The organism is Aeoliella sp. (genome assembly GCF_965227375.1).
Classification (GTDB): domain Bacteria; phylum Planctomycetota; class Planctomycetia; order Pirellulales; family Lacipirellulaceae; genus Aeoliella.
The window spans coordinates 2,419,858-2,441,475 of the sequence record NZ_CBDDFX010000002.1 but is presented as its reverse complement, the minus strand read 5'-3'; the positions used below and the strand labels follow the sequence as shown (position 1 = coordinate 2,441,475).

Genomic DNA, 21,618 nt, shown 5'->3' with positions numbered 1-21,618 from the left:
AGCCTTTGAGGTCGTTTGCTTTTTCGCCTCTCAGTGGAAAGCCCATGCAGGCCAAGGTATAACGGGATTCGTTCGTGCGAGGGGAGATAAGGGCGAGTTCTAAGAAATGTCTGCAACAATTCGAATTGCTGACATATCTCCATAGGTTGCCCATCGCGCTGGCGGTGCGCTCGCAGACCGGAAGGATCTCTCTCAGTTCGATACCCGTCGCCCGAACATCGAGATACTCTTACAACTCTTGCCAATATTGTTGGACCTTATTCGAGAGGCACCACCGATGAATTCATTGCTGCGTTCCTATTTGCTTGTGGTAGTCGCACTATCAACGCTTGCCAGTCCCATCCTGGCGCAAGGGCTCGCAGATCTCGCGCGACCGATGGAAGGTCGCAGCATGCGCGCCACCTCGGCCCATCGTGTTGGCCCGGATGGCAAGTTCGATCCCAACGGCGAACTCGACCCCAACAGCAATTGGGACAACAAGAATCTGGACCCTGGCAAGACGCGCGTCTTGATGGAGGCCAATGGTCCCGGCGTGATCACACACATCTGGATGACGTTCCTCGGCCCGCAGAAGCACACTTGGGCGAAGGACGGTTCGGCCAATCACCAGGAAATGTTGCTTCGCATCTACTACGATGGCAGCGACCGTCCCGCGGTCGAGGCCCCGGTAGGTGACTTCTTCGCCAACTGCTTCGGCAAGCGGGCCGAAGTGATCAGTGTGCCGGTGGTGGTTGAGGATGCCGATTCGTACAACTGTTTCTGGCACATGCCGTTCCGCAAGTCGATTCGTATCGAGGTGGAGAACCAAAGCGAAAAGCCGGTGAGCCTGCTGTACTACAACATCGACTGGATCAAGAAGGAATCGATCGCCGACGACATTCCTTACTTTTACGCGCAGTACAAGCAGGAATACCCGGTGAAGCAAGGCAGCGACTACGTGATCCTGGATACCGAGGGCAAGGGCCACTATGTGGGCACGGTGCTGGCCGTGCGTTCGCGGAGTCCTTCCTGGTTTGGCGAGGGCGACGAGAAGGTGTACATCGATGGCGAAGAGAAGCCTTCGATCTGGGGCACTGGCACCGAGGACTATTTCCTGTCGGCCTGGGGCCTTCAGACAACGAGCACACCATACTTTGGCACGCCGTACTTCGACCAGTGGGGCATTGTGGGCGGCCATACCAGCGCGTACCGCTGGCACGTGCAGGATCCGTGGGTGTTCAATAAGAGCATCAAGGTCACCATCGAGCACTTCGGCTGGATGTCGCCCGATGAGAATCCCAAGTACGTGGCCAATAGCTGGAACGAGCGGCAAGACGATTATTCGAGTGTTGCATTTTGGTACCAGACCGGCACGCCCACGTTCAAGGCTCGCGCGCCGCATGCCAAGGAGCGCACGCTGCCAAGCATCGAGCGCGAGACGTTCCACGCTACGGCCATGCTCGACAATTTAGATCATGGCCACGGCCACATCCGCCGCCAGGATATCAACAACTATCCGGAAGGGCATGTGTTCTTCAAACCGGAAAGCCAGGACGAGGGCTGGATTGAGATTCCGTTCACTGTGAAGAAGAAGGAGCCGCTGCGGCTGTTGATCAATGCCACCCGCGCTGAAGACTATGGCAAGTATCGCGCGACGCTCGACGGGGTGGCGATTGGCGGCACCATGGACTTCTACAAGGATGGCATCGACGAGTGGGAGTACCACCTGCTCGACTTCTGGCCCGAGCCGGGCGAGCACGTGTTGCGGCTGGAGTGCGTAGGACAAAACCACAAGTCGTCGGGCAACTACCTGGGCCTCGAGTCGGTTCGCTTGCGCGAACGTCGTCCGCGGGTAATCGAGATGGGGCACGACAAGGACAAGGACTGGAAGAAAGAGCCCAAGCTCTACGACTGAGCACGAGGGAGTGCGCGCTGCAGGTGTTTTGGGTTCCTCATGGAGGTGTTGTGCGATGAGTTTTCCGTCGGTCCTTCCGATCCGCGAGCAGGCGCGCATTGTCAATCAGACGCTCGGGCATCGCTTGGAGCATTTGCTCCCGGCGGTGATGCGCGAGACGGGCTTCGACGCGTGGCTGATCATTGGCCACGAAGACAATCATGACCCGGTGTTTAACACCATGGTGCCGATGGAAGTTTGGGCGCCAATCCTGCAAGTGCTGTTGTTTTACGACAACGGCAGCGAGATCGAGCGGATCAACATCTCACGCACCAGCATGCTGGGGTTGATGCCCCCGTCGACGTGGGAGCCGCTCGGCGAGAAGGACCAATGGCAGTTGCTGAGGGATGCGTTGGAGCAACGTTCGCCCAAGCGGATCGGCATCAACACGTCCGACGTGATCTGGGCGGCCGACGGTTTGACTTCGTCGCTCAAAGCGCGGTTGTTCGAGTCGATCGGTGGCGAACTCGCCTCGCGGTGCCAATCGGCCGAGCCGCTGTGCATTCGCTGGCTGGAAACGCGACTGCCCGAAGAGCTGGAACTGTACGAGCAGACGTGCGCGATCGCCCACGCGATGATGCGCCAGATCTATTCGCGCGATGTCATCACGCCTGGAGTCACCACGACTGAAGACCTCGAATGGGCGTACTGGCAGTTGGCCAGCGACCTAGGATTGCCGCTGTCGTTCAAGCCGTTTTACCGCTTGTACCGCGACGAGCGGATCCCGCTGCCCGAGGGCAGCAACCCCAAAGTCATCCACCCGGGCGACATGTTGCACTGCGACGTGGGCGTCGAGTACTTGCGACTCAAGAGCGACCACCAGGAACTCGCTTACGTGCTGCGCCCCGGCGAGACCGCTGCGCCCGAAGGATTGACTCGTGGGCTGCACGAAGCGAATCGGTTGGAGGACATCTTCACCGAAAGCTGGGAGTGTGGCCTCAGCGGCAATGCAATTCTCGAGCGAGCCTTGCAGCGCGCCCACGCCGAGGGACTCAGCCACCCGAAGATCTACTCCCATTCGTTAGGCCACCTGCTGCACGAACCCGGCCCGCTGATGGGCCTGCCCTGGCAACAAACGGCCATCGCCGGCCGTGGCGACGTGGTGATGCACGAAAACACGGCCTACACCGTGGAGCTACGCGTCGACGTCGAAGTGCCCGAATGGGGTAACCAGCTCGTTGCGTTCCCGGTGGAGCAAGATGCGGCGATCACGGCCGATGGGGTACACTATATCGACGGGCGGCAGACGGAATTGCACTTGGTGTGAGCAGCGCGAGCTGGGGCTATTTTTCGCTGCTCGCTAACTGCCGCGATACGTCGAATACCCAAACGGCGAGAGCAATAGCGGCACGTGGAAATGCTGCGAAGCGTCGCCGACGGTGAACGTGATATCGACCTGCGGGTAGAACGAGGCGGTGAAGTGCTGCTGGGCGTAGGTCGTAAGGTCGAACGAGATGCGGTAGTCGCCGGCGGCCAGCGATGTCGCGCCCAGCAAGTTGGCCACTCGGCCGTCGTCGTTCGTCACTCCGTGAAACGTGTCGGCCACGAGACCGGACTCGTCGAGTCGTGCCAGCGTGACCGGAACGTCGGCAGCTGGTTTGCCGCGGGAGGTGTCGAGCACGTGGGTGGAGATGCCGCTCATGGGAGGCTCGCTACTGCGGGTGGTCTGCGACGAGTTTGTCGATGCGCAGGTGAGTAATCTTGCGTTGTTCGGCCGCTGCGATTGGTAGTTCGGTTTCCGGATCGTTCGAGAGGCGGCTTTCGAGGATTTGTAGCATCTCGCCTGCGCTCTTGCCAGTCGCGCACACGACAAACGTGTATCCAAACCTCTCGAAGTAGGCGTCGTTGCCGGTTTTCAGCCGTTCTAGTACGTCGTCGTGCGCAGAAGCGACGCCCGCTTGCTCGCCAGACGACCACTGCTTGTTACCCGCGAACTTCATTTTCAGCGACTCGAGGTCGCCAATCCGCGGATGGCTGGCGATGGCTTCGAGCCACGCATCGCGAGGCATCCGGTCGAACTCCTTATCGGCCGCCGCGTGCAGTGCATCGACGTTTGCATACGGCCGCGCGGCGGTCATCTGCTGGCTCCACCACTTCGAGCCGCAGCAGGCAAGCAGCTTCTCGTAAGTCGCCTCGTCGGAGAGAGAGTTGATTTGCTCGATGAAGTCCTGGCTCATAACGCCCGCCCTTTGCCGATAGTAGCCGGCTCGCCGCGCAGGTAAGTGGCTTTCACCATGCCGGTAAGCGTTTGGCCTTCGTAGGGCGTGATCGGGTGGCGGTGGAGGAGTTCGCTGCCGCGAACGGTGAACGTCGCCTCGGTGTCGAAGGCCACGAGGTTTGCCTCGTGGCCGACTTCGATGCCGGCAGGAACGCCGATAAACCGAGCAGGCGCGGCGGACAGCCATTGGGCTACGCGATCCAGCCCGATGCCGCATTGTTTAGCCTTCGTCCACACGATGGGAAGTGTCAGTTGCACCGAACTGATTCCGCCCCACGCCAGATCGAAGCGGCCCTCGTCCTGTCGCTTGTCCGCGGGAGGGCAGGGGGAGTGGTCGGAGGTGACAAAGTCGATGTCGCCCGCTTCGAGTGCTTGCCACAAGAGTTTGCGATTCGCCGAGTCGCGCACCGGTGGGGCGCATTTGTATTGGCACGCGCCGTCGGGGATCGTTTCGCTGGCGAAGTATAAATAGTGGGGGCAGGTTTCCACTGTTAGTGGTAACCCTTCCTCGCGGGCCGCGCGGAGCATCGGCAGGCTTCCGGCGTCCGAGAGGTGCACGATGTGCGTACGACAACCAGTCTCGCGGCAGAGCCGGATGAGCAACTCGATGGCATCTTGCTCGAACTTCGGTGGACGTGTGGCGAGGTAGTCGGCGTAGCTCCGCGGGTTGCTCATCGAAGGCGTTGGTGTGACTAGCTCGGCGTGCACCAGCAGAGGGGCGCCGCGCTCGGCGAGCACCGGCATTGCTGTGCGAAGTTCTCGCTCGGTAGCCGCGGGGAATTCGTCGATGCCGCTGTGACACAGGAAAGCCTTGATGCCGAGCGCGCCAGCGTCGAGCAAATCCGCAACGTTCGACTCGCTTCCAGGCACGAGCCCGCCGTAGAAACCGACGTCGGCAGATAGCTTTCCGCTCGCCGCTCGCCGCTTTGCTGCGAGCGCCTCGACTGTTGTCGTCACCGGCGAACTGTTCAGTGGCATGTCGACAGCCAAAGTCACTCCACCCGCGGCGGCGGCCGCGGTGCCCGATTGCAGGCCTTCCCACTCCGTGCGGCCCGGCTCGTTGAAGTGGACATGCACGTCCAACAAGCCCGGCAGGATCGCGACTTGGGCGTAATCGACATCAGCGGTGGCGCTATAAGGTTCGATTGCGGCAATTCGACCGTCGCGTATCGCTAACGTCGCTGGCCGAACGCCATCGGCCAGCACGACGCGTTGGCTGCTGAGCTTCCACTGGTTCGGCGATTTGGAATTGTCGTCTGGCATCGTTGGCGGAATTCGCACTATCATAGGCGTTTCACAGAGCAAATATACCAGGACCCTGAAGAGGTTGATATGGCTGCAAAGCTGGCGAAGCACACCTATGGTAAGCATCGTGTTCGCGTGAGTAAGGTCCGCCGACCACGCACTGCCGCACCGAAGGACGAGACGCACGAGTTTGTCGAAGTGTCGGTGGACGTTGAAATCGAAGGGGCATTCGATGCGGCGTATCTCGACGGCGACAACCGCGCGGTGGTAGCGACCGATACCTGCAAGAACACGGTTTATGTGCTGGCCAAAGACGATCCGATGACCTCGATCGAGTCGTTCGGCCAGACGATCACGCGGCACTTTCTCGATGAGTACGAACATGTGACCGCGTGTCATGTGATGCTGGAAGAGCGAGTGTGGAACCGCTTGCTCGATTCGCCGCATTCGTTTGTCGCCAGCGGTGGCATGACCCCAACCGCCACGGTTCGCCAGTCCCGCGGCGAAGATCCGCAGGTCGCCGCGGGGTTTGAGCACCTATTGATCGCCAAGACCACCGAGACCGGATTTGCCGACTTTCACCAGAGCCGGTATCGAACCCTGCCCGACACGGATGATCGGATCCTGGCGACCGACGTGACGGCCGAGTGGCAGTACGATGGCTCGAAGGTCGACTACGCGGCTGCGCGGAAGGCGATCGTCGACTCGCTACTGGCGAAGTTCATCGACCATTACAGTAAGAGCGTGCAGGAGACACTGTATCTGATGGGCGCAGCGGCGCTCGAAGCGTGTTCGGCGGCCACGGAGATCACGCTTACGCTGCCGAACAAGCATCACATCCTGGCCGACCTCGCCCGATTTGGCATGGAGAACGAGAATGAGGTGTTCGTGGTGACCGACGAACCGTTCGGCTACATCACGGCCACCGTCGCGCGTTAGCTGGCAAGCTGTGCGAGCGTGAGCGCCAAGGTCGCCACGCCGGATTCCAGCTGCTCAGGCGAGGTGTACTCATCGGGGCGGTGCGACACTCCGCCGCGGCAAGGGATGAAAATCATGCCTGTCGGCGCGACGCGGGCCATGAACAACGAATCGTGGTACGCCCTGCTGATCATCTGGCGGTGCGGCAGTCCGAGCTTCGTTGCCGCTTGCAGGGCGGCGTCGACGATTCGCTCGTCGCACACCGCTGGCGGGTCGGCGTTGAGCACCTTGTGCGATACTTCGACCCGCCGCCCAGCGGCGATTTGCGTGCAGGCGGCGATGATCGAGTCGAGCACGTCGTCGCGATTCTCGCCGTCGATGTCGCGTAGGTCGAGCGTGAAACGCACCCGGCTGGGGATGGAGTTCACCGCGCCGGGATGGACGTCGAGTTCTCCAACCGTAGCGACCAGATCGGGACTGCTGCTATCGAGTGCCAAACGCTCGATGGCCAAAACCATGCCGGCCGCCGCGGCCAACGCGTCGCGGCGCATCGGCATCAGTACCGCGCCAGCATGGCCTCCCTCGCCGGTAACTTCGAAATGCACGGTCGCCGGGGCGGCGATGGCGGTGACCACACCGATGGCCTCGCCCGCTTGCTCGAGCAGAGGGCCCTGCTCGATGTGCAGTTCGACGAATGCGCTGTAGGCTTCTTTGTCGAGCATAGCCGAGGTTAGCTCGCCCTCGAATCCCGCCTGTGAGCGCACCTCGTCGTAGGTGGTTCCCGCTTCGTCTTGGAGTCCCGCCAGCTCTTCGGGCGTCATCGCTCCGCTCATCAATCGGCTGCCGGTGCAGCCAACGCCGAAGCGCGTGGGCTCTTCGGATGTGAACATTACCACGTCGATCGATCGCCGGGGCTGAAACCCGCTGCGCTTTAGTGCGCGGATCGCCTCGAGCCCGCCCAGCACGCCGACCGTTCCGTCGTACATCCCCGAGTGCGGTATCGCATCGGTGTGCGAGCCGGTTCCCACGGCTGGCAATTCGGGCTCCGTGCCTTCCCAGCGGGCGAAGGTGTTGCCGACTGCGTCGACTCTCACCGTAAGTCCGGCCGCTTCGTACAGCCCTCTTAAGTAGTCGCGCGCGCGAAGGTCGGTCTCGGTGAACACCACCCGAGTTACCGCGGGTGGTGGTTCGCTGCAATCGGAGTAGGTTGCGAGCTGCTCGAGTTCGCTAACCAACTGCGCTGCATCGACTTGCAGGGTGGGAAATTCCATTTTAGCTTGCCGGGTTGGTCAGCAGCGGGCGGTGAATGTCTTTGTAGTAGATGTACGACGCACTCTCCTTGCCCATCGCAACGAACCATTGCGGGCAATAGCTGGCCATCCAGATCGTGTCGCCTTGCTGCACTGGATACCAGCAATCGCCCAGGCGATAGACTCCCTGGCCCGACCGCATGTAGAGCCCATGTTCCATGACGTGCGTCTCGACGAAAGGCAGCGTCGTACCGGGTGTGTACTCGAATACGTTCACTGCCATGTCGAATGACGGCTCGACCGGCAGCAGCGTCGCCAGCATCGCCTCGGGATCACCCAGGAAAGGATCCTTCGGCGCGGTGGCCAGTGTGCCGACGACTCGCTCGGGTGTGTTGTGGCCATCTAGGGGTTCGTAGTTCTTTTCAAACACTAAGGCGCGAGCGCCTGCGGGCAGTTTCAACGTGTAGCTGTCGCCTGGCGAGAACCACGCAAACGAATCGGCTGGGAGCGTCTCGCCATCCAGATTGGCGTCGCCTTCGAGCACGTACACCAGTCGTTCAATCGGCGCGTCGGCGCCGGTGGTGGTGCAAGCTTCGCTGCCATTGACCAGGTACTGTACAAAACGAGGAGTCGCCGCACCGTGGCTCATGGCGGGAGAGATGAGCACGACTCCCTCAGCATTGTTCCAACCCACCAGCGGCGAAACGACGTGGCCATCCTCGGCCACCAGCGCGTGGTTGAACTCGACTCGCGTGCGTGTTTCGCCAAACGGGGATTGTTGCATATCAGACACTCTGCTGGTGAGTAAATTGTTCCGCCAACCGTAGAACGTACCGCCCAAGGACTTCGATGGCCACGGCAACGTCGTCCAGTTCTACCCGCTCGTCGGGATGATGGCTCACGCCGCCTGGATGGCGGAGGAACAGCATGGCCATGGGGAAATGCTGTCCCATGATCACCGCATCGTGTCCCGCACCGCTTTCGAGCAGCACTGGCCCGGCGCAACACTCGTTCACTGCATCGGTCAGCATCGACATGAGTTGTGCGTCGGCATTCACCGAATGTTGCGAAGTCTCTTCGAGTACCTCGAACGTACAACCTTCGGCTTCGGCCGAGCGATGCCCGGCAGCCACAAGCGTTTCGACTCCGTGGTTTCGCACGTCGTCGGCCAAGTGCCTGATGTCGAGCGTCAGTTCGACGCTGCCAGGAATCACGTTCGGAGTGTTCGGGTGGACTCGCATCGAGCCGACGGTGGCCTTAAGGCCATCGATATTCAGTGCCGTGTTGCGGACTTCCTGAATGAACGCGCTGGCGGCGACCAAGGCGTCGCGGCGCCCGGCCATGGGGGCGGTGCCTGCGTGGCCCGCTTCGCCTCGGAACGCAAGCTGCAATCGGCTCTGCCCCACGATGCCGGTGACTACTCCCAGCGGCTGACCGCTGCGCTCGAGTACCGGGCCTTGCTCCAGGTGGGGCTCGATGTAGCCGATCACCTGATCGGTGTGGTACCTGCAGGAGTCGAGGTCGTCGGGCGAGAGGCCAAACGAGCTCATCGCGTCGCGCATGGTGATGCGTTGCTCGTCCTCGCGCAGCAGCCACGCGGGATCGAACCGGCCAGCCACCGCGGCGCTGCCCAAGTAGGGCATTTTGAAGCGAACCCCTTCCTCTTCGCTGAAGCCGATCACGTCCAGGTGGAACGGCAACTGGTGGTCGGCCAATAGCTCGCTCACGGCCACGGCAATCAGCACGCCCAGCACCCCGTCGTACCGGCCGGCGCCTGGTACCGAGTCGAGATGCGAGCCGATGAGCAGCACTTTCTCTTCGCGGTGCCCACGTAGCCGCCCAATGCAATTACCCGCATTGTCCACGTGCGGCGAAAGGCCTGCCTGGTGCATCCACTCCGACAATCGCACGTGAACCGCGCGCATCGGTTCGTCGAGATACAGTCGCGTGATCCTGCCGGGCTCGCTCGAGCACTGTCCCAACTCGTCGCAGCGTGCGAGGACGCTTTGGGCCAGGGTGGTTGCGCGTGAGTCCATAGTCGAAGCTCTGCAAACGCGGCCAACAAACGAGTTGACGACCGCGGTGGTTCGTTCTAACGTGTAATGTAGTATCGACTTAGATCATAATTGGTGCTAAGCTAAGAGACAATCTGCTGCCGGCGGAAAGCGATTGTCGCTAAGTTCCTCGGGAGAAACTGCCTCCGCCATGCGCGACTCAATCGTACTCTACGTCAACGGCACACGAAGAGAAGTCGGCACCGATGCGGCTCTCGAAACGCTCGCCGACTATCTACGGCTGTGCTATCACCCGCCCGACGATGAGCGGCTCACCGGCACGAAGATCGCTTGTGCCGAAGGCGATTGCGGTGCTTGCACGGTGTTGGTTGGCACGCCAGACTCGGACAGCACGTCGGTCGTGTATCAATCGGTCGACGCCTGCATCGCGTTTGTGTTTCAGATGGATGGTCGGCACGTGGTCACGGTCGAAGGATTGCGGCAAGCAGGCGGGCTGACCGGTATCCAACAGGCGATGGTCGATTGTCACGGCAGCCAGTGCGGATTCTGCACGCCAGGTTTCGTCATGGCGATGCACGGGATGGTCGAGGAGCAGCAGGCCGCAAGTAAGACCCAACATCTGGACGAAGAGGACGTACGCCTGGGGCTTTCGGGAAACCTGTGTCGCTGCACCGGCTACTTACAGATTTTGCAGGCGGCGATCGGAGTCGATCTCAGCACTGCAGAGTTGATGGATACGTTGTTCGACTCGAAGGCGATGTTACAGGAACTCGCCAAGCTGCATGAACAATCCGTCTGCATTGCACCCAGACGCGACAAGCGGCTGGTAGCCGTGCCGCGGAGCCTTGACGACTTGCTTGAAGTCCGCGCCAAGTATCTGGACGCTCGCCTGGTGGCCGGCGCAACCGACCTTGGCGTGCAGCACAACCATGGTCGCTATCAGCCAGAACAAGTGATTGCCACCGGCCAAGTGCCGGCAATGCGCACGGTCGGGATCGATGGCGATGAACTCGTCTGCGGCGGTGCGGCGACCTGGAGCGAGATCGACGAGGTGATCGCCGACCGCTTGCCGGAGTTCCATCAAGTGCTGCTCCGCTTCGGCAGCCCCCAAGTGCGGCACTTCGGCACATTGGCGGGCAATCTGGCGAACGCTTCGCCGATCGCCGACTCGATTCCTTTCCTGATGGTTGCGGAGTCGACGCTCACGCTCGCCAGCCGCCGCGGCGCGCGGCAGTTGCCAATCGGCGAATTCTACCAGGGGTATAAGCAGATTGACCTGGCGGCGGATGAAGTAATCTCCGAGGTGCGAACTCCGCTGCCCTCCAGCGACGTGGCCATCAAGCTTTACAAAATCTCCAAGCGTCGCGACATGGACATCAGCACGGTGACCGCCGCGTTTTGGTTCGAACTGGATGGCGACCAAATCACGGGTGTGCGCGTCGCTGTTGGAGGTGTGGGTCCAACCGTCGTACGACTTCCGAAAGCCGAGCAGGTCATGTCCGGCGCACCGCTCACGCTAGCCACGTTCCAGCTGGCGGGAAGCATTGCCCGCGGGTTGGTGCAGCCGATCTCCGACGTTCGCGGCACCGCCGGCTACCGCAGCCAACTGGTCGAGAATCTGTTCACCAAGTGTTACTTCGATCTCTCCACGAGCCTAACTGTCCCCGTAAGCTGACTATGCCCCAGGTTGGAAACGCCATTCCGCACGAATCGGCCGTTGGCCATGTTACCGGCACGGCCGCGTACATCGACGACCTGCCGCGTCGCGAGCGCGAGTTGGTCGTGGCGTTCGTCGGTTCGCCAATCGCCGCGGGCAGGCTGAAGGAAATCAAGGGACTCGAAGCGGCCAGGTCGGCTTCCGGCGTGCGTTGCGTGCTCACGCATGAAGACCTTGGTGGGCCAAATCACTTTGGGCCGATCATCTCCGACGAGCCGTTTCTGGTCGACGAACAACTCAGCTACATCGGCCAGCCCGTCGTGGTCATCGGAGCGGATACGCAAGAAGCCGCCTCTGAGGCGGCCGCTAGGATTGAACTGGTGTGCGAGGCTGCCGAACCGATTCTGTCGATCGACAAAGCCATCGAGTGCGAGTCGTTCATTGGCCCCCACCGGCACATGACGAGCCCTGCCGCGGAAGACGATAAGCAATTCGACGCTGCCTTTCGCGATGCACCGCATACGCTCGCCGGGCGGTTTCACAGCAACGGGCAGGAGCAGTTTTACTTCGAAACGCAGGCCGCGCTCGCCGAACTACGCGAAGACGGCGTGGTGCGGGTGATCTCGTCGACGCAAAATCCGACGGAAACGCAGACGGTCGTGGCCGAAGCGCTCGGCATGGGCATGCATCAGGTGGTGTGCGAGTGCCCGCGGATGGGCGGCGGCTTTGGCGGCAAGGAAACCCAATCGTCGCTTACTGCTGTGATGGTGTCGATAGTCGCCGCGGCCACCGGCCAGCCCGCCAGGTTGGTGCTCACCCGCGCCCAGGACATGGCGATTACCGGCAAGCGGCATCAGTACCAGTGCGACTATCGCATTGCCTTCGACAACACGGGTCGCCTGCTGGCGGCCGAGATGGCGTTTTACTCCAACGGCGGTGCGTTCGCCGACTTGTCGACGGCGGTACTCGAGCGAACGATGCTGCACGCCGACAATGCCTACAGCATCCCGATGATGCGCGTCACGGGGCAGGTTTGCCGTACGAACTTGCCTCCCAACACGGCGTTCCGCGGTTTTGGTGGACCGCAGGGCATTGCGGTCATCGAAAACGGCATCGAGCGAATCGCCGCACACCTGGGCATCGACTCCTGCGCGGTGCGACGCGCGAATCTCTACCAGGACGGCGTCGCCGGGCGGCAACAGACGCACTATGGGCAGATTGTTCGCGACCATGTGCTCGACGAGATCTTCGAGCAACTTGCCGAGAGTTCCGGCTATGAGAGTCGCCGCCGCGAGATCCAGAAGTTCAACTCCACGAGTCGCACTCATGCGAAAGGTATCGCCCTTTCGCCGGTGAAGTTTGGCATCTCGTTCACCACCAAGTTTTTGAACCAAGCCAACGCGCTGGTGAATGTCTACATGGATGGCACCGTGCAGGTGTCGACCGGCGGCACCGAGATGGGGCAGGGGCTCAACACCAAGCTCAAGCAGATTGTGGCCGACGAGTTTGGGCTCTCGATCGATCGGGTGCAGTTAATGACCACCTCGACCGAGAAGAACATCAACACTTCGCCCACCGCCGCCAGCGCCGGCGCCGACCTGAACGGGGCGGCTGCGGTGAACGCGTGCAAGAAGATCAAGCACCGCATGCGGGAGTTTGCCGCCGTGCTGCTGGCCGACGTCGAGAAAGGCCTCGTCGCGTCGCCGGAGCATATTTGTATTGAAGGGGGCTTGGTCTACGACGACCGCGACCTCGATCCCAACGCGCGGCTGGCGTTTGGTGAGTTCTGCAGCATTGCCCGGCGAGAGCGGATCGACCTGGGCGCCCGCGGCTTTTTCGCCACGCCGGGCGTCGACTACAACCGCGAAACGGGGCGTGGCAATCCCTTCTTTTATTACACCACCGGCGCGGCGGTTGCCGAAGTGACCATCGACCTCCTGACCGGCGAGTTGGTGTTCGATCGGGCGGACCTGCTGATGGACGTCGGCAAGATGATCAACCCGGGCATCGACCGTGGCCAGGTGATCGGTGGCTTCATGCAGGGCGTTGGTTGGGTGACCAACGAGGAATTGCTGTTCGATGACACCGGTCGGCTGCTGTCCACGGGCCCAACCACCTATAAGATTCCGAACATCACGGACCTGCCTCGCACGTTTAACGTCGACTTCATCGCGAACACGAAACACACGAAGAACATTCGCCATAGCAAGGCCGTGGGCGAGCCGCCGCTGATGCTGGGGCTCGCCGTCTGGCTGGCCGCCCGCAATGCAGTTGCTTCTGTGGCCGATGGCAAGCCATTCGAGTTAGCCCTGCCCGCCACGGGCGAGGAGCTATTGATGACACTTACCGATCTGACCGCGTCCTCCGCGCCACGGGACGCGAAGTCGGCCGACAACGGTGCTCCGACTAACGGAGTGGGCGCGGTGAAGCCCCGGGCGGGTCGATCATGACTCCCGACGTACTGCTCCAGCGGTGTGCGGAACTTGTTAGCTCCGGCGAACGCTGCGTCATGGTCACACTCGTCGAGGCGTCCGGCTCGACGCCCTCGGATACCGGCGCGAAAATGCTCGTCACCACCGCCGGTCTCGCTTGCGGCACCGTCGGTGGCGGGCGCGTCGAAGCCAAAGCGATCGATCAGGCCCGCGAGATGCTTGAGGCCGATGCGAGCACATGCCATTTTGTCGATTGGAACCTGAAGGCCGATGTCGGCATGACTTGTGGCGGCCGCGTGAAGTTGCTGTTCGAATGCTTCGGTGGCACCGCGTGGGACATCGTGGTGTTCGGCGCGGGGCACGTCGCGCAGGCGCTGACGCGCTTGCTGGTCGCATTGCTCTGCCGTGTGACGTGTGTCGATCCGCGTGCGGAGTGGCTGGCGAATCTGCCGCAGCAAGTGGAGGCTATCCAACTGGCGTCGCCTGCCGACTACGTCGAGAGTCTCTCTTCCAAGTCGTTTGTACTGTGCATGACGCAAGGGCATCGCAGCGACTTGCCGGTGCTCAAACGGTTGTTCGCCGGCGACACGACGTATCCGTTTGTTGGCGTGATCGGCAGTAAGACTAAGGCGGCAGTGCTGAAGAAGGACCTTGCCGAGGCGGGCATTCCATCTGAGAAGATCGATTTTCACTGCCCGGTGGGATTGCCGATCGGCACCAACCACCCCGCGGAGATTGCCGTGAGCATCGCCGCGCAGTTGCTGGAAGTGCGCGACGCACTTATGTCAGAATCTCGTTGACCACTCGCGCCGGCTCGACCCCGGTGAGGCCGACGTCGAGGCCGCGGAATCGATAGGTGAACCGCTCGAAGTCGATGCCCAGGCAGTGCAGCAGTGTGGCGTGCATGTCGCGCAGGTGAACGGGGTTCTCGGCAATGTTGTAGCAAAAGTCGTCGGTGCTCCCGTACTCCATGCCGGCGCGAACACCCCCGCCCGCCATCCAAATGGTGAAGCAGCGACCGTGATGATCGCGCCCCGCGGCTGGCGATTCGAACCTGCCCTGGGTGAACACCGTGCGGCCGAACTCCGTGGCGAACAGCACTAACGTATCATCCAATAGGCCACGCTGCTCCAGGTCGCTCACCAGCGCGGCAGTCGGTTGATCGATGTCCTGGCATTGCCGCGGCAACTGCTTCGCCAGGGCGATGTGCTGATCCCAGCCACGGTGGAAGAGTTGCACGAATCGCACATCACGCTCGAGCAGTCGGCGAGCCAGCAGGCAGTTCGCCGCATAGCTGCCCGGGCGCATGGCGTCGGGGCCGTAGCTTTCCAGCGTTTCAGGCGACTCGCCGCTAAGGTCCATCAGTTCCGGCACCGACATCTGCATGCGGAACGCCATCTCGTAGGCGTCGATGCGGGCCAGTGTTTCGGCGTCGGCCATCCGCTCGGCGGCCATGTGATTCATCTGCCCAAGCTCGTCGAGCAGCTCACGGCGCTGCGCGCGCGAAACGCCGGGTGGGTTGTCGAGGTATAACACCGGGTTCGCCCCGGGGCGGAGTCCCACGCCCTGGTGGGTGGAAGGCAGGAAGCCACTGCCCCACAGCCGCGAGTAAATCGGCTGACCAGGGTATTTACCCGATCCTTGCGAAGTCATGGTGATGAACGTCGGCAGGTTGCGATTCGCACTGCCCAGGCCGTAGCTGGCCCACGCGCCCATGCTCGGATATCCCGGCTGTTGGTTGCCCGTGTTGACGAACGTGATGGCCGGATCGTGATTGATGGCCTCGGTGTACATCGATTTGACGATCGTCAGTTTGTTGGCAATCTTCTGCGTGTGCGGCAACAGATCGCTGATCCATGTGCCATGTTCGCCACACAACCGTCCGGGTGCGAGGGGCTGCGTGACCGGATAGGCCGACTGGCCGCTCGTCATGCCGGTAAGGCGCTGATCGCCCTTCACTTCGGGCGGGATTTCCTGGCCGTGGAATTTGCGGAGTGTGGGTTTGTAGTCGAATAGGTCGACGTGAGACAAACCGCCGGCCTGAAACAGGCACACCACGCGCTTCGCGCGAGGGGCGAAGTGCGGAATCAGGTCCGCCACCGCCGATTCGGCGGACACTTGGTCGGCAGCCAGCATCGTGCCGAGCGCAACTGCGCCGATGCCACGCGCCGAATGGCCTAGGAATGCCCGCCGGGTGGTATTCAACTCGTGCTGGTAAGCCGGATGGTTCATGGTGAGATCAGTTTCGGGTGATAGCTTCGCTCAGATTCAACATTAGCGTTGCGACTTGTGTCCAGGCGGCGTGTTCGGCGGCCGGGATCGACACGTCGCGTAGCGATTCGCCTACAGCCAGTAACTTCTCCGCCGCTTCGGCGTCGTTGGCGTAACGTTCTCGTTCGCGCGTGAGGGTTTGCAGCACGACATCGTACTCGGCTTCCGTAGCTGGGCGCGAGAGCGTTTCGAGCAGCGCCCAGCGCAGCCGGACCTCGTCGCTGGAGTCGTGTGCGTAGATACGCTCGGCAAACGCGCGGGAGGCTTCGACGAACTGCGTATCGTTCAGCAGCACCAATGCTTGCAGCGGAGTGTTCGTCGCCCCGCGTTTCACCACGCAAGTCTCTCGGCTGGGCGCGTCGAACGCTGCCATGTTGGGCGGCGGAACGGTGCGTTTCCAATAGGTGTAAAGCGATCGGCGGTAGAGCTTCTCACCATGGTCTTGTACGAAGGCTTGAGCCGTGGCCGGTGTGCTGCCGTAATGGCTCACCTCGCGCCACAAGTCGCCGGGCGTGTAGGGGTTCACGCTCGGGCCACCCAGGCGATTGACCATCAGGCCACTGGTCCTGAGCGCCATGTCACGGACCAGTTCAGCGGGCAGGCGAAAGCGTGGGCCGCGGGCCAGGAGTTCATTCAGCGGATCGCGAACAAGTAGTTCATTGGGCGCGGCCGCGGTTTGGCGGTAGGTGTTGGAGGTAACGATCATTCGCACCAAGCGTTTCACGTCCCAACCGCTCTCGATGAAGTCGACGGCCAGCCAGTCCAGCAACTCAGGGTGTGAGGGATACGCGCCCTGCAGGCCAAAGTCGGCCGGCGTGCGGACCAACCCGGCACCGAAGAACTGCTTCCACACACGATTCACCGCGACGCGGGCGGTGAGCGGGTGCTTGGAGTCGACCAACCACAGCGCGAGGCCCAAACGGTTGTCGGGAGTTGTGCCTTCGATGGTGGGTAGCACCTCGGGCGTGCCTGGCGTGACGACCTCGCCCGGCTGCGAGTAGTCGCCCCGCGCCAGGATATACGTCGTCCGCGGCTTCTGCGCCTGGTCCATGATCATCGTGGTGAACTCTTCAGTCACCACACGCAGACGCTCACGAGCGTTGGCCAGCGCGATGCGAAGTGGTTCGGTGGTTGCGGAGTGCTTGGCAAAGTAGTCCTTGATAGCCTGTGTTTGTTCTTCCGTGCGTTGGTCAGGCGGCGTTTCGATGATCGAGATTATCTCTGGCGGCAGCGTGCTACCGTCGTCGTTGCCGGTGATCACATCGATCTCCATTTTCGATCCGACCAACTTCTTGCCGATGCCAAAATTGAGTTGCACCGTGAGGTAGGGCGTCTGGTCGGCGCGAACGGGCTCGACGAACGTGTATGTTACATGCTGCGGGCCGCTGCCTTCGGTCCTGGGCGACCAGCCATTGCGACGGCGAGGGTCGAGCACCAATTCAGGGCGATATCCTTCGCGCCAACTGCTCGCGGTAACTTGCTTCGCCCCGCGCAAGTGGTGCAGGTTCACTTGATCGCCGGGGGCGGGGTCGGCGCTCATGGACAGGGCCGACAAGGCCAGCGTGCCGCGAGAATCGTTCTTATTCACCTTGCCATGGCCAATCGCTCCACCACGCTCGGCATCGGGCAGGAATCGCACACGAACACCGGTGATGTCGGTGTCGATCTGGGGTAGTTCGAGCAGCACGTCGAAGGCAGCGAACGAAGGAGGAGAGGTGATGCGAATTTCTCGCTCACCCTGGATGTCGAATCCGCTCCCAGCGTTGGGAGTGCTGATTCGTAGCGCACGCGTTGGGTGTAATTCCAGGTCGACGCCGCGACGGCTGAGTGCAGCGCGCTGCTCATCTTCCCACACGGCGATGTCGGCCTCGTTTTGATTGGCGAGCTGCTGTTCGAGTCGGGCGATGGTGACTCGCAGTTCCGGTTCTTCCCCGGTTTGCAACACCGACTTCGATTTGAAGTAGGGACGCGGGTTGACGCCGCCATTGCCATCGAGCCCTTTGTCGCTAACCGTGTTGAAGTAGGCAAACAACCGGTAGTAGTCCCGTTGAGTGATCGGGTCGTACTTGTGGTCGTGGCACTGCGCGCAACCAAGCGTGAGGCCCATGACCGCTTCGCCCAGGGTCTTCACGCGGTCGGCGTTGTAGTTTGTCAGGTTCTCTAGCGGGATGGTTCCCCCCTCGTGAGTCACCATGTTGTTCCGCTGCATGCCGGTAGCGATCAACTGCGCATCCGTGGGGTTTTCGAGCAAGTCGCCAGCCAACTGTTCGACCAGGAATTGGTCGTACGGCATGTTCTGGTTCATCGCGTTGATGATCCAGTCGCGCCATAACCACATGTGCCGGCCGCCGTCGATTGAGTAGCCGTTGGTATCTGCGTAGCGCACCGCATCGAGCCAATCGAGCGCCATCCGCTCGCCGAAGTGACGGCTCGCGAGCAAGCGGTCGACCAGCTTCTCGTAGGCATCGGGCGAGTCGTCTTCGACGAACGCCTGCACCTCTTCGGCCGATGGCGGCAAGCCGGTCAGGTCGAGGTATAGTCGTCGCACGAGCGTGTAGCGATCGGCTGGAGCGCTCGGCTTGAGGTTCAGTGACTCGAGCTTCGCCAGGACAAACTCGTCGATCGCGCCCGCTGGCCAGCTCTTGGCTTCCACCTCAGGCGCAGGCGCTTTCTCAGGAGGTACGAAGGACCAGTGCTTCTCGTACACGGCCCCTTCGGCCACCCATTGTTTGAGGATTTCGCGCTCGGCAGCCGAGAGCTTCTGTTTCGCGTCGCGGGGAGGCATCACGCTGTCGTCTTCGGCAAAGATCCGTTCGACCAGCGTACTGGAGTCAGGATCGTTCGGCACGATGGCGCCGTAATCGAGCGCCGCCTCACGATCGTCGAGTCGCAAGTCGGCCTCGCGCGCATGTTCGTCCGGACCATGGCAACTGAAGCAGCGATCGGACAAGAGCGGAAGCACATCACGCCGGAAGTCGACCGCTTGGGCGGAAGGAGCAGCGGCCACGGGTGACAAACAAAGCAATAGATAAACAATCTGCCTACAAGTTTGCATCGTCGCCTGGCGTGAGAGAGGGAAGCAATGATTCAACCGGAACTATCCATCATCGTAGCACACGCAGTCGCATGCTATCAACAATTCCAGGTGGTTGCTTTGCGCTGAAAATGTGTTTCTACGAATTGCTTGAAAAAAGCAGGATTCGTGAAACGTCCAGGGCCCGTTTGGCTATACCGGCGCCGGCTGAAGATCGCGGGGAAAGTAGTTGTCCACCACTTGATGAAACTCGTCGCGCGTGGTGACTTTGGCCACGTGCTTGCGGAAGTCGCGGGCCCCGCGGCGGCCTTGGGCGTAGCAGCAAGCGTACTTGCGCATCAAAACGGTTCCCTTTTCCACGCCGAAGCGATCGCAAACCAGGTGATAGTGGTGCATCATCAGTTGACGTTGTTCTTCCAACGACGGCTCAGGTGGTACCGGCTCGCCGCGCACTGCCGCGGCGGCGTGCGCGAACAGCCACGGCTTGTTTAAGCTTGCTCGGGCGATCATCACTCCGTCGACGTCGAAATTTTGGAATGCCCGCACTACTTTCTCGGGCGTGTCGAGGTCGCCATTGCCGATGAGCGGGATGTTCTTCAGAAAGGGCTTGATCTCGGAGATCTGCTCCCAATCGGCTTCGCCGCGGAACATGTCGGCCGCTGTGCGACCATGTACGGTGAGCGCCGCCGCACCAGAACCTTCCACCACTTGGGCAATGTCCGTGGCGTTGATTTTGTCGCGCGTGCAGCCGAGGCGAATCTTGGCGGTAACCGGTGTCGGGGCGCACGCAGCGACGACTTGTTCGATGATCTGTCCCATCCGCTCCGGCTGGCTCAGCAGGTAAGAGCCGCTGTGCGCCTTCTGGGTGACTTGCCGCACTGGGCAGCCAAAGTTGATGTCGACCACGCTAACCTTGTATTCGGTGGCCAGCCGCCGGCCGACCTTGGCCAGCGTCGGTGGGTCGTTATCCCAAATCTGCACCGCCAGCGGGCGGGGTTCGTCGGCGACACCCCACAAACGATCCGGGTGGGTGGCTTCTTGTTCGTCGAGCCACACGAATCCCTTGGCGTTCACCATCTCGGTCGCCAGGAGTCCCGCGCCGCCGAACTGCCGGACGATCTGTCGAAACGGATAGTTCGTGAAGCCCGCCATCGGCGCTTGCAGGATCGGCGGATCGACCTTCAGGGGGCCGATCCAAATCGGGGGCGCCAGCGCGCGGGTCGAGTTGCCGTGGTACGTGGTCATCGACGCAGGTGCTTCGAAGCACGAGGGCTTCGTGAAACTTCGGTGGAAAGGAGCATAGCACCAGGATAAACGGAGCAAGCTCTGTTTGCGAGCGGGCTACTCGGCTTCGGTGCGGCGCAACACCGAGGTTTCTCCCGGTGCGACCTTCTCTACCATGTTAGGCGATTCGCCGCTGGTGGTCATCACGTCCTCGTCCAAGCGAGGTGCAGTATCGCGGAGGGGATTGCCGCCCGGCTGAAAGGTGCGGGGAGGTTCGAACTCCGAGCGAGTATTCAGCCCAGGCTGGGTTGGCTCCGAAGTGCGGCTCGCCACGTTGCCATTGGTCTTGATCAGCATCGACACCAAACGGTTCGCGCCTAATTGGCCGGGGCGGGCAAGTTCCGTGTAGCGGGCGACTCGCTTATTGTAGTCGCGCGCGATCTGCACGAATGCACGCCGTTTGAGCGCCAGTCCCTCCAGGTGCATCAACAGCTCAACGCCTTGATCGTTCATCGGGCGGTTGGCGAACGTGTTGAAAAACTTCTCGGCCTGCGACACAGTGGCCGCCGCCTCCAGCAGTTCGGCGTGACGCAGCGGCAGCAGTTTGTCGAGTTCCGCCGCTTCGGGAGAGTCGCTGGTCGGGAAGTATTGCGCGTGATACGTCTTGTAGCCGCTGCAATGAGGCATATCGCCTGGCAGCGGTAGCGGCGACGATTGATTGCGGCCCATCAGCGATGCCAACCGGCGTTGCGACGCCCGAGCGGCTGCCAACGCGGTGTCGCGACGCTTCTCGAGTTTCTTCATCGACTGCTGCAGAGTCGCCGTTTGGCCGTACCGCGCCACGACGTTGCCCAAGTCGGACAGTTCTCGCAGGCTTAGATAGTAGTCGGCCGCACCGCTGCAGAGATCCCAGTAGGCGCCGATGCACTCCGATTGCTCGCTGCGCGAACTGACCCGGGCCACCACGTCCACCAGGTAGACAGCGCTGCCGGAAAGTTGCGTGTTGGCAGGTGGGGTGAGCGCCGCCTCCATGAGCCTCTTCGCGTGTTCGGTGTCCGCGGGCGCGCTAGATCCGGTGGGCGTGCGGCTGCTGGTGGCTGCGGATGCCGCGGCCCCGTACGGCGATTCGTTTGTGTAAGAGTTGGGCGGTGTGGCGACCGGTGCGCGAGCCGGGGTGGCGGTGTCGCGCGGAGCGATGGGTCGCGCCGCAGGCGTTTCGCTGGCGGGCTGAGCGGTACGATTGTCACCGGGCAAGTTGCCCTGCGAAACATCAAAGTTGCGGAGTAACTCGCGTGCTTCGTTCCCAGTGGTCGCACTACCCGCGGGCTCGGGAGGTGGCCCAAGCGGCGATTCGTAGCGACTGCCTTGGGCAAGCGTCGTCGCGGCGGGCAGCAACAAGAGAGTGGCGAGCAAACGCATCG

General features: G+C 61.8%; 16 protein-coding genes. 6 read left to right on the top strand and 10 right to left on the bottom strand.

Going from position 1 to position 21,618, the window contains the following annotated elements; genetic code table 11:
- Positions 1-277 precede the first annotated feature (277 nt).
- On the top strand, positions 278-1,894 hold the full coding sequence (locus ACQK2L_RS22585) for a glycoside hydrolase family 172 protein (protein WP_425399314.1): 1,617 nt from the start codon (positions 278-280) through the stop codon (positions 1,892-1,894).
- 55 nt (positions 1,895-1,949) lie between these two features.
- Positions 1,950-3,200 carry a M24 family metallopeptidase gene (locus tag ACQK2L_RS22580; RefSeq protein WP_425399313.1) on the top strand — a complete coding sequence of 417 codons (1,251 nt, stop codon included), beginning with the start codon at positions 1,950-1,952 and terminating at the stop codon, positions 3,198-3,200.
- Positions 3,201-3,233: 33 nt separating this feature from the next.
- Here the strand turns inward: ACQK2L_RS22580 and uraH are convergent, their stop codons facing one another.
- Genes uraH through allB form a run of 3 tightly spaced genes read right to left on the bottom strand, consistent with a single transcriptional unit; the run spans position 3,234 to position 5,414 of the window.
- On the bottom strand, positions 3,234-3,575 hold the full coding sequence (gene uraH / locus ACQK2L_RS22575) for a hydroxyisourate hydrolase (RefSeq protein ID WP_425399312.1): 342 nt from the start codon (positions 3,573-3,575) through the stop codon (positions 3,234-3,236).
- Positions 3,576-3,585: 10 nt separating this feature from the next.
- Positions 3,586-4,110 carry a 2-oxo-4-hydroxy-4-carboxy-5-ureidoimidazoline decarboxylase gene (uraD, locus tag ACQK2L_RS22570; RefSeq protein WP_425399311.1) on the bottom strand — a complete coding sequence of 175 codons (525 nt, stop codon included), beginning with the start codon at positions 4,108-4,110 and terminating at the stop codon, positions 3,586-3,588.
- Entirely contained in the window at positions 4,107-5,414 is a 1,308-nt protein-coding gene (allB, locus tag ACQK2L_RS22565; RefSeq protein ID WP_425399310.1) for an allantoinase AllB, read from the bottom strand. The genes uraD and allB overlap by 4 nt, the downstream gene beginning before the upstream one ends.
- Before the next feature lie 69 nt (positions 5,415-5,483).
- On the opposite strand from allB, the gene pucL reads away from it, so the two are divergent.
- Positions 5,484-6,335, top strand: a complete 852-nt coding sequence (pucL, locus tag ACQK2L_RS22560; RefSeq protein ID WP_425399309.1) for a factor-independent urate hydroxylase — start codon at positions 5,484-5,486, stop codon at positions 6,333-6,335.
- Here the strand turns inward: pucL and ACQK2L_RS22555 are convergent.
- Genes ACQK2L_RS22555 through ACQK2L_RS22545 form a run of 3 tightly spaced genes read right to left on the bottom strand, consistent with a single transcriptional unit; the run spans position 6,332 to position 9,600 of the window.
- The gene (locus ACQK2L_RS22555) at positions 6,332-7,585 is read right to left on the bottom strand and encodes a M20 family metallo-hydrolase (RefSeq protein ID WP_425399308.1); all 1,254 of its coding nucleotides are present in this window, start codon (positions 7,583-7,585) and stop codon (positions 6,332-6,334) included. The genes pucL and ACQK2L_RS22555 overlap by 4 nt on opposite strands.
- 1 nt (position 7,586) lies before the next feature.
- On the bottom strand, positions 7,587-8,348 hold the full coding sequence (allE, locus tag ACQK2L_RS22550; RefSeq protein WP_425399307.1) for a (S)-ureidoglycine aminohydrolase: 762 nt from the start codon (positions 8,346-8,348) through the stop codon (positions 7,587-7,589).
- Position 8,349: 1 nt separating this feature from the next.
- A complete protein-coding gene (locus ACQK2L_RS22545) occupies positions 8,350-9,600 on the bottom strand; it encodes a Zn-dependent hydrolase (RefSeq protein ID WP_425399306.1) in 1,251 nt (416 codons plus the stop codon).
- A 169-nt stretch (positions 9,601-9,769) separates the two neighbouring features.
- Between ACQK2L_RS22545 and ACQK2L_RS22540 the strand changes: the two genes are divergently transcribed.
- From ACQK2L_RS22540 to xdhC, 3 genes are read left to right on the top strand one after another with little or no spacing between them, the layout of a single operon-like run.
- Positions 9,770-11,254: a xanthine dehydrogenase small subunit gene (locus tag ACQK2L_RS22540; RefSeq protein WP_425399305.1), complete on the top strand. Its 1,485-nt coding sequence runs from the start codon at positions 9,770-9,772 to the stop codon at positions 11,252-11,254.
- A 2-nt stretch (positions 11,255-11,256) separates the two neighbouring features.
- Positions 11,257-13,686, top strand: coding sequence for a xanthine dehydrogenase molybdopterin binding subunit (gene xdhB / locus ACQK2L_RS22535; RefSeq protein ID WP_425399304.1), 2,430 nt, complete (start codon positions 11,257-11,259; stop codon positions 13,684-13,686).
- A complete protein-coding gene (gene xdhC / locus ACQK2L_RS22530; protein ID WP_425399303.1) occupies positions 13,683-14,468 on the top strand; it encodes a xanthine dehydrogenase accessory protein XdhC in 786 nt (261 codons plus the stop codon). Before xdhB ends, xdhC begins: the two co-directional genes overlap by 4 nt.
- Here xdhC and ACQK2L_RS22525 read toward each other — a convergent pair.
- The 4 genes from ACQK2L_RS22525 to ACQK2L_RS22510 form a co-directional block, all read right to left on the bottom strand.
- Positions 14,449-15,900, bottom strand: a complete 1,452-nt coding sequence (locus ACQK2L_RS22525; RefSeq protein ID WP_425399302.1) for a DUF1501 domain-containing protein — start codon at positions 15,898-15,900, stop codon at positions 14,449-14,451. The two genes, xdhC and ACQK2L_RS22525, sit on opposite strands and share 20 nt — an antisense overlap.
- Positions 15,901-15,907: 7 nt before the next feature.
- Entirely contained in the window at positions 15,908-18,994 is a 3,087-nt protein-coding gene (locus tag ACQK2L_RS22520) for a PSD1 and planctomycete cytochrome C domain-containing protein (protein WP_425399301.1), read from the bottom strand.
- A 171-nt stretch (positions 18,995-19,165) separates the two neighbouring features.
- Positions 19,166-20,218, bottom strand: coding sequence for a tRNA dihydrouridine synthase DusB (gene dusB, locus ACQK2L_RS22515; protein WP_425399300.1), 1,053 nt, complete (start codon positions 20,216-20,218; stop codon positions 19,166-19,168).
- Positions 20,219-20,314: 96 nt separating this feature from the next.
- Positions 20,315-21,616: a hypothetical protein gene (locus tag ACQK2L_RS22510; RefSeq protein WP_425399299.1), complete on the bottom strand. Its 1,302-nt coding sequence runs from the start codon at positions 21,614-21,616 to the stop codon at positions 20,315-20,317.
- Positions 21,617-21,618: the final 2 nt, after the last annotated feature.